The following is an 8,478-nucleotide window of genomic DNA, read 5'->3' on the forward strand; positions in this document are numbered from 1 at the left end:
TGACGACAATTCGGACGCTGCGTGCAACTAACTTCATGATCGACGGGCTGCTTCCTCCGGTTTCGTCGATCAAGTAGTTGTGGCAAGTGGCAAAAGTCGCAAGAGCCGCATTTCGGAGCCATAGAGTCCATGATCGGCAAGGCGGGGCGAGGCAGGGCAGCGCAGGGCGAGGCAGGGCGGGAACAGGGCAGGGCAGGGCGGGCAGGGCAGGTGGGAACAGGGCGAGGCCGGGGGCAGGGCAGGGTAGGGCAATGTAGGGCGGGGCGGGGCGGGGCGGGCTGCGCGGATGACGGGGGGCGGAAGGGGTGACGTGGAGCGGCCCGCCCGGTGGGGAACACCGGGCGGGCCGGACCTGTCGGCCGCTACGGGTCAGCAGCGGGTGGGGGCGAGGGTGAAGTCCTCCACGGTGGGCGTGGCGGAATTGATCTTCGTTTGGCGCGTCTGGGGCTTCCAGCCGTCCTTGGCGACGATCAACGTGAGCGGGTTGTTGCGCCGGTCCATCCAGTAGGCGTACTTGCCCTCGGCGTCCGTGGTGAACGTGTAGGAACTAGCCCACGAGTCGACCTGGACGGTCGCGCCCGGCAGTGGCGCGGTGCCGCCCTGGCAACTCTTGCCGGAGACCGTGCCGGACAGCTTGGCCCAGGTGTTCGGCGGCTGCGCGACCATGGTGACCGCCACCGGCGCCACCGTGTACGGGGTGTCCTCCTTGATCGCGACGGTCGCCGAGTACGTACCCGGCTGGTCGACGTTCGCGGTCATGCCGACCGTGACCTTGACCTTCGCGCCGGGCGCCAGCGTGACCTTGGACTTGTCCACGGTGAGCCAGCTGACGTCCGCCGCGACCTCCGAGCACTCGGAGAAGCCGGGCAGGACCTCGCTGTCCTTGGTGGCCGTGAAGCTGCCCGACGAACCGCCGATCTTGTAGAACCCGCAGGCCGCGCCGCCCCGGTAACGGGGGGTGTTGGCGTTGGGCAGGTTCGCCCAGGAGTTGGTCGCCGGGTCGTACGCGAATCCGGCGTTGGTGATGGCGCCGCCCTGCGACCCGCCGACGACCAGGAGCTTGCCGTTGGCCACCGCGTACGACGAGGCCCAGTTGTCGGCCGGCGCGTCCGGGATGGCGGTCCAGGCGTTGGCGGCCGGGTCGAAGGCGTAGCCGGCCTTCTGCGACACCGTCCCGTCGTTGCCGCCGGTGCAGTAGACGATGCCGTCGATCCCGCCGCAGGACAGGAACGCCACCGACTTCGGGTAGGACGGCAGGGTCTCCCAGGTGTTCGCGCCCGGGTCATACCTGACCACCGTGTTGGACATCGGCAGGCAACTGGCCGTGGTGCAGCCGCCGACCGCGTACAACTTGCCGCCCGCGACGGCCTGGCCGGCCGCCGACCGTGGCGCCGGGTTGTTCGCCTTGGCGGTCCAGGTGTTCGCCGCCGGGTCGTACGACCAGGTGGTGCCGTCCGGGCCGGAGGCCCCCCAGCCGCCGCTGGCGACGATCTTGCCGTCGATCACGCCGACCGTCATCGCGGTCCGCGCGCCGGGCAGGTCGGCGATGGCGGACCAGGTCTGGGCGACCGGGTCGTAGCGGTAGTTCTTGGTGCTGGACGTGGTGCCGTCACCGCCACCGATGGAGTAGACCTTGCCGTCGACGGTGACGACCCGGTTGTCCATCACGTTGGCCGGGTAGCCCGGGATGGTGGTCCAGGGGTCCGCCTGCGGAGCGGCCGGCGCGGCGGCCGAGGTGGCCGACTTGCCGGAGGGGCGGGCGGCGAACGACGTGGCCGCGGTCAGCCGCTGCGCCGCCGCGCCGGTCGAGCCGAGCAGCGCCTGCTCGGAGAGTTGCGAGCCGTCCGCGCGTTGCAGCACGAACCCGCCGTCCCGTTCGGAGAACTCGACGTTCACCGGCGCCCCGCCGGTGTTCTTCACCGTGAACGTCTTGCTGACCTTGCCGCTGGGCATCCGGGCCGTGCCCGTCAGCGACGTCGGCTGCACCGACAGTTGGCCGGCGGCGAGACTGAAGCTGGCCGCGGTGGCCCAGTCCGTCTCGACGTCCACCTGCTTGGTCTGACTCACGTAGTTGCCGGCGGTCGCCGTGAACGGGTGCGTGCCGGTCAGCGACGAGAACATCCAGTAGAAGCCGTCCGGCAGCTCGGTGTCGTCCGGGGTGGCGACCGTGGTGGCCTTCTCCGCCGGACGGTCCTTGCTGGTCACGGTGGCGCCGTTGACGTACCCGTCGTCGTTGGCGTCCCGGACGTGGCCGAGCACCAGGCCGCCGTCGACCGGCTTGCAGACGAGCCCGCTGCCGATCAGCACGTTGTCGACCTCCCACCACCATTCCCAGCTCGCGTCGTAGTAGTGGAAGCGCACCCGCACCTGCGACTGGTTGGCCGCCTGCGGGATCGGCACCTCGGTCAGTTTGGTGCGCACGTCGGCCGCCTGCCGGAGCACGTTGCTCCAGGTGTCGCCGCCGTCGAGGCTCAGGTCGACGTCCGCGCGGTCGCTGTTCAGCCAGTTGTAGTCCTGGTTGAACCGGATCACCGGAGCGCTCACCCCGGTCAGGTCGACCACCGGGCTGACGAGCGAGGTGTCCTGCTTGCCGCCGCTGCCGTAGTTGTCGCTGTCGATGATGGCGAAGTTGCCGTCGCCGCCGGTCAGGTTGCCGCGCTCACCCGCGTCGGTGAACTCCCAGACCTGCCCGGAGGCGGCGTTGTCCACCACCGACCAGCCCTCCGGCACGCCGGTGCCGTCGAACGTCTCGTACACGCCGTCGGAGCTGACGGTGTAGCCGGGCGCGGTGGTGCACGCCTCCGGGTTCGCCGGCACCGCGATGTTCGCGGTGAGGTTGCCCGAGCCGACCGTGACCTCCTTGGTGACGGTCAGGTAGCCGGCGTACTGCGGCTCGACCTTCAGCCGGTAGGTCGAACCGGCGGGCACCTTCAGGCTGTACCGGCCGTTGGTGGGCGTGGTGTAGTCGGAGATCGGCGTGCCCTCGACGCTCACCTTCGCGTAGAGCGGCCAGCCGTGCCCGGACCCGTCGGTGACCTGCCCGCCGACCGTGACGCTCGGCACCGCGGTCAGCGTGACGTTCAGGGTGGTGGTCGTGTTCGTGGTGACCGTCGCCGTCAGCGTGCGGCTCGCGTAGCCGAACGCCGCGACCACCACCTGGTAGTCGCCGGCCGGCAGCAGCGAGGAGTACGTGCCGTCGGCGCCGGTGACGAGCGTCCGGTCCGCCGCGCCGGTCAGGGTGACCGTGGCGCCGGCGATCGGGGCGCCGGCCGCGTCGGTGACCTTGCCGGCCAGCGTGCCGTTGTCCCCGATCGGGGCGGCGGCGAGCAGCGCGAGCGCGTCGAGGCGGCCCTCGCCGTAGACGTTGTTGTCGTCCGTGGTGCCGCCGCACTGGGTGTCGGCCTTGTCGACCGCGGTGTCGTTGAGCAGCGCGCGGGTCGCCGTGACGTCACCGACCAGGGTGGGCGCCGCGGACCAGAGCAGCGCGATCGCGCCGGCCAGGTGCGGCGCCGCCATCGAGGTGCCGCTGATGCTGGCGTACGAGTTGTCCGGCACGCTGGAGCGGATGTTGACGCCGGGCGCCGAGATGTTCGGCTTGATCTCGCCGCTCTGCCCGGTGCCCCGGGACGAGAAGCTGGCGATGTTGTTGTTGACGTCGTACGCGCCGGCCGAGTAGTTGCTGGCCAGGCTGCCCGGTGACCCGCTGGTCTGACACGACGGGCCGTTGTTGCCGTTGGACCAGACGCCGAAGATGCCGGAGGCGGTCCAGGCGTCGGTGACGTCCTCCATGAACGGCTCGTTCGAGGGCTGGGTGGTGCCCCACGAGTTGTTGATGATGTTCGGCCGCTTGCTGGCGTCCGGGTTCTCCCCGTCGAGGTCGGTGGGTTCCAGCATCCACTGTCCCGACGAGATCAGCGCGGCGTCGGTCGGGCAGCACCCGTTCGCGGCGATCCACTTGACGTCGGGGGCGACGCCGATCTGGTTGGCGCCGTCCGAGCCGGCCATGGTGCCCATGGTGTGGGTGCCGTGCCCGTCGGAGTCGCACGGCCCGTCGTCGCACTCGCCGGCCGCGTCGTACCAGTTGTAGTTGTGGTCGAAGGTGCCGTCGCCGTTGTTGCCCCGGTAGGCGTTCACCAGCGCCGGGTGGTCGAACTGGACGCCGCTGTCGATGCTGGCGACGGTGATGCCGGCGCCCTTGACGCCGTACTGGTTCCAGACGTCGTCGGCGTTGATGTTGGCGATGCCCCACTCCAGGGCGTTCGTCGACTTCTCGGCGGCGCCCGGCGTGGTCTTCGGAAGCTGGTATTCGACCGGGGCGTAGATGCCGTCCACCTCGGCGTGGGCGGCGAAGTTCTGCGCCATGGTGAGGGAGCCGCCGCTGACCTTGATGGCGTTGGTGGCCCAGAACGTCTGGTATCTGGTGCCCGCGCGGTCCAGTTCGGCGCGGATCTTCGCCTGGCTGTCGGCGGCGGTCTTCTTCAGCGCCGCGGCGACCGCCGTGCCACGCTGGTTCCAGTCCTTGACCGAGGCGGCCTTGCCCAGGTCGGCCCGACCGGCGAAGTGGATCCAGAAGTCGCCTTCGCTCTTGCCCTCAAGCTGGCGGGTGAGTTCGGGGCGGATCTTGTCGCCGGCGGTCGCGCCGGTGCCCGCGCCGGCCTGCGCCGACGCGGGGGAGCCGGTGGCGGCCAGGGCGGTAGCGGCGAGGACCAGTGCGGCGCCCGCGCTCACCAGCCGCGCGGCCGGACCCCTTCTGTGTGGACGTCTCAGCATCGGTGCTGCCTCCTCGGATGACCCGCGGATGGTCGAGCCATGACAGAAGGACCAGGAGACTGCGCTCCCGACTGGTCACACCGGTTTGAAACGAACCCCCCAGGCCCCCTAGGCGCCGTGCGGGTCTACGCCGGTCACCTGTGTGGACACTATGATCGACAGCAGAGGGCGATCAATGACCGTAAGTAAGCAACTTGTCACCAACAGGTCGGGGCCTGTTTGACAGTCATTGTCACGGTGGGGGCGCGGTGACAGCGGACGACCCGAACGCGACGCCTGCCGGCGCCGATCCGGCGGAGCGGCCGTTCTCGCTTGTCATCGGCGTGACGCCGTCCCCGGCCGAGCGGCTGCGGCTCACCGAGCTGCTGGACGGCGTGGCGCCGTTGCTGCTGGTCGCCGACCTGGACGAGCTGCGCGAGCTGATCGCCCCCACGGGGGATGTTAGGCGGGGGCCCCCGTTAACGCATTCGGAGGTGGCGGGGCCCCCGCCTAACACCCCCGCGTCGCCGGCCGACGGCGCGCTGGTGATCGACGTCGGCCGGTCCACCGCCCGCTGGGGGGACCGGCAGGTCGCCCTCACCCGGCTGGAACGCGATCTGCTGACCTGCCTGACCACCGAGCCGGTACGGGTGTGGAGCTACGCCGAGCTGCACCGCGCGGTCTGGCACGACACGCCGACGCAGCGCCGGGCCGACGTGCAGTCCCTGGTCAAACGGCTCCGCCGCAAGCTCGACGAGCTGGGCACCGGCGTTACGGTCGTCGCGGTACGCGGCGTCGGGCTGCGGCTGACCGACCACCGCCGCCCCCGCGTGCGCGAGGGCTGACGGCGAGCGGCTCTCCGCCGACCCGCGCCTCGCCGCCGCACTGGCCGAGCACACCGACCCGCAGCGCCGCGACGCGGTGCTGGCGCAGGAGGAGAAGCACGGCGACGAGGCGCCCTGACCGGGGGTGCGGAAAACCCCAGGGTCGCGGTCCGGTCGGCCCGCTCAGGCGTGCGTTCACCCTCATGGTCCAGGCCCCGCCACAGCCATAGCGTCGGGGACATGATCGATTCATGGCACCTCACGACCCCCTCCGCCGCGCCGACGCCCGGTGACACCGGCGGCCTGGCCGGATTCGCGACCGACCTGGTCGAGCGCCTCGGCGCTCCCGGCGCCGGGCTGGCGGTGGCGCTGGAGAACCTGTTCCCGCCGATCCCGAGCGAGGTGATCCTGCCGCTGGCCGGCTTCGCCGCCAGCCAGGGTCGGATGAGCCTGTTCGCCGCGATCGCCTGGACCACGCTCGGCTCGGTCGTCGGCGCGGTGGCCCTCTACCAGGTCGGCGTGGTGCTCGGCCGGGACCGGGTACGGGCCGTCGTCCGGCGACTCCCGCTGGTCAAGCTGAGCGACCTCGACCGGACCGAGGCGTGGTTCGCCCGGCACGGCACGGCGACCGTGTTCTTCGGGCGCATGATTCCGATCTTCCGGAGCCTGATCTCCGTCCCGGCCGGCGTGGAACGGATGCCGATCGGCAGGTTCCTGTTCTACACCACGCTCGGCAGTCTCGTCTGGAACACCGTGTTCGTGCTCGCCGGCTACCAGCTCGGCGCCAACTGGCACGTGGTCGAGGAATGGGCGGGCGCCCTCCAGAACGTCGTCATCGTCGTCTGCGCGCTGGTGCTCGGCGCGCTCGTGGTGTCCGGCCTGCTCCGGCAGCGGCGACGTCCGGTCGCCGCGGAGGTCGCCGGTGATCCGACTCCGGGTGGCTCATGCCGTACCCTCCCCGGACACGCCCGCCGTCGACCGGAGCCGGACGGAGTCGGCGGACCGGGCCTGCCGGTGCGATCCGGCACGGTGTACCGCAGCCGGGGTCACCTGGGGGAGGATGGGTGAGCGGCGGCACCGGCAGGCCGGCGGGGAGGGGCGGATGGTGGTGACCGGGGCGCCGACCGGAGGCGTGCGGATCGGCCGGTGGGCGCGGCCCGTGCTCGGCGTCGCCGCCGGTGTCGTCTCCGCCGCCGTCGAGGTGGCGATCCTGGTCGCGGCCGGCCTGCTGCTGGCCCTGACCGTGCCGGTTCCGGCGCTGCGCCGCCGCGTCCTCGCCGCCGTCCTCCGGTACGCCCCGGTGGCGGCCTGGTGGGAGCGGCGGCGGCTGGCCTGGGCCGCGAACCGTCCGGCGCCCGCCCCGCTGCGCGCCACCGGCCGGCGGGCCGTCGGCTACCTCGCGCTGCGGGTCGTGCCGGGCCTGCTCGGTGCGCTCACCGTCGGGGTGCTGGCCGTGGGCGTGATGCTCGCGGCCGTTCTCCTCCGTGCCGTCGGGTCCGGCGGCGTCGCCGCGCCCGATCTGCTGCTGCAAGTCGTGATCGGGGCGGGCCTGCTCCTGGTGAACCTCCAGGCGGTCGCCAGCGTCGGCGCGCTGGATCGGCATCTCGCACGGCGGATGCTGGAGCCCGACGGCGAAGACGCGCTGCGGCGCCGGATCGACGAGCTGACCGAGAGCCGGGCCGGCGTCATGGCGGCGGTCGACGCGGAGCGCCGCCGGATCGAGCGGGACCTGCACGACGGCGTGCAACAGCGTCTCGTCGCGCTCGGCATGCTTTTGGGTCGCGCGCGACGTAGCCGCGACCCGGACCGGGCGCGGGCACTGCTGGACCAGGCGCACGCCGACGTGCAGTGGGCCCTCGACGAGCTGCGGGAGGTGGCCTGGCAGGTCTATCCGTCCGCGCTCGACCACAGCCCGCTGGACGAGGTGCTGACCATGGTGGCCCGGCGCACGCCGATCCCGGTGCGGATCAGCCACGCACTGCCCGACCGCCCGCCGCGTCCGGTCGAGGCCGTGCTCTACTTCATCGCCTGCGAGGCGATCACCAACGCGGCGAAGCACGCCGGCGCTTCCGTGATCGACATCGAGATCAGGGCCGGGGACGGGGGAGTGGACATGTGGGTCCGTGACGACGGCCGGGGCGGGGCCGATCCCGCCGGCAGCGGGCTGCGTGGCCTCGCCCGGCGGGCCGCGGCTCTCGACGGCAACCTCGACGTGTCCAGCCCGCCGGGCGGTCCGACCACGATCCGGGCGACGCTCCCGTGCGGATAGTCCTGGCCGAGGACTCGACGCTGCTCCGGGACGGGCTCACCCGGTTGCTGGTCGATGAGGGGCACGAGGTGGTGGCCGCGGTGGGCGACGCCGACGACCTGGTTTCCGCCGTCGCGCGGCACCGTCCCGAGGTGGTGGTCACGGATGTGCGGATGCCGCCCACCAACAGCGACGACGGGCTGCGGGCCGCGCTGGAGATCCGCCGCGAGTTCCCCACCGTCGCGGTGCTGGTCTTGTCCCAGTACGTCGAGAAGCGCTATGCCGCGCAGTTGCTCGCCGACCGCTCCGAGGGCGTCGGGTACGTGTTGAAGGACCGCGTCGCCCAGGTCGAGGACTTCCTCGACGCGCTCGACCGGGTCGCCGCCGGCGCCACCGCACTCGACCCGGAGGTGGTGCGGCAGCTCATGTCGGGCACGAGCCGCACCGATCCGCTCAGCCGTCTCACCCCACGAGAACGCGACGTGTTGCACCACATGGCGCAGGGCCACACCAACGCCGCCGTCGCCCAGCGGCTGCACGTCTCGCAGAGCGCGGTGGAGAAGCACGTCAACGCCATCTTCGACAAGCTCGACCTCTCCGACGCCATCGGGTACAGCCGCCGGGTGCTGGCGATCCTGCGCTACCTCGGATCCTGAC

The 8,478-nt window shown here is 71.8% G+C and carries 5 protein-coding genes; 4 read left to right on the plus strand and 1 reads right to left on the minus strand.

The annotated features are described in order from the left end of the window. Positions 1-369: 369 nt before the first annotated feature. On the minus strand, positions 370-4,770 hold the full coding sequence (locus tag O7613_RS04835; RefSeq protein WP_282292372.1) for a S8 family serine peptidase: 4,401 nt from the start codon (positions 4,768-4,770) through the stop codon (positions 370-372). Positions 4,771-5,018: 248 nt separating this feature from the next. Here O7613_RS04835 and O7613_RS04840 point away from each other — a divergent pair, with 248 nt between their 5' ends. The 4 genes from O7613_RS04840 (at position 5,019) to O7613_RS04855 (ending at position 8,477) form a co-directional block, all read left to right on the plus strand. Further along, positions 5,019-5,594 (plus strand): winged helix-turn-helix domain-containing protein, encoded by a 576-nt coding sequence (locus O7613_RS04840; RefSeq protein ID WP_282292374.1) that lies wholly within the window; start codon positions 5,019-5,021, stop codon positions 5,592-5,594. Between the two features lie 219 nt (positions 5,595-5,813). Then, positions 5,814-6,641, plus strand: a complete 828-nt coding sequence (locus tag O7613_RS04845; RefSeq protein WP_281583998.1) for a DedA family protein — start codon at positions 5,814-5,816, stop codon at positions 6,639-6,641. Beyond that, positions 6,634-7,842 carry a histidine kinase gene (locus O7613_RS04850; protein WP_282292375.1) on the plus strand — a complete coding sequence of 403 codons (1,209 nt, stop codon included), beginning with the start codon at positions 6,634-6,636 and terminating at the stop codon, positions 7,840-7,842. Before O7613_RS04845 ends, O7613_RS04850 begins: the two co-directional genes overlap by 8 nt. Continuing rightward, positions 7,833-8,477 carry a response regulator transcription factor gene (locus O7613_RS04855; protein WP_281583996.1) on the plus strand — a complete coding sequence of 215 codons (645 nt, stop codon included), beginning with the start codon at positions 7,833-7,835 and terminating at the stop codon, positions 8,475-8,477. The genes O7613_RS04850 and O7613_RS04855 overlap by 10 nt, the downstream gene beginning before the upstream one ends. The last annotated feature ends 1 nt before the right edge of the window (position 8,478 follow it).

Source organism: Micromonospora sp. WMMD975 (genome assembly GCF_029581215.1).
In the GTDB taxonomy this organism is placed as follows: Bacteria; Actinomycetota; Actinomycetes; order Mycobacteriales; family Micromonosporaceae; genus Micromonospora.